The sequence below is a fragment of the Bartonella florencae genome, assembly GCF_000312525.1.
GTDB classification, from domain to species: Bacteria; Pseudomonadota; Alphaproteobacteria; order Rhizobiales; family Rhizobiaceae; genus Bartonella; species Bartonella florencae.
Window position 1 is genome coordinate 1 of record NZ_HE997524.1, and the last position, 279, is coordinate 279.

The window sequence follows — 279 nt, forward strand, 5'->3', positions numbered from 1 at the left end:
ATAACAATTTTTGGCGTAATTGCTTTTTTGTAATTGCGCCAAAAAATCAGTTAAAGAAAAATATCTGTATTTTTATGCATACTCACATAGAAAAGGCCATTCCTTTTTCGGCTTTTGGGCCATGTCTGCGTTGTGCTTGCTGCTCTGGAGAATGCTGATCTCTCTCTTTTGAGTGATGATGACGATGGTGATGTCTGTGTTCCCGTGTTTCAGTACCTGTCTTTCTCTCATGACCACGTCCTCTCTCATGACCACGGGTAAAAAATTCGTGAAGCTTTT

At 40.1% G+C, this 279-nt stretch carries 1 pseudogene; it reads right to left on the reverse strand.

Annotation, left to right across the window (positions count from 1 at the left end):
- Positions 1-82: 82 nt before the first annotated feature.
- Positions 83-279 (reverse strand): annotated as a pseudogene (locus tag BN202_RS10070) (BID domain-containing T4SS effector); the annotation flags it as partial.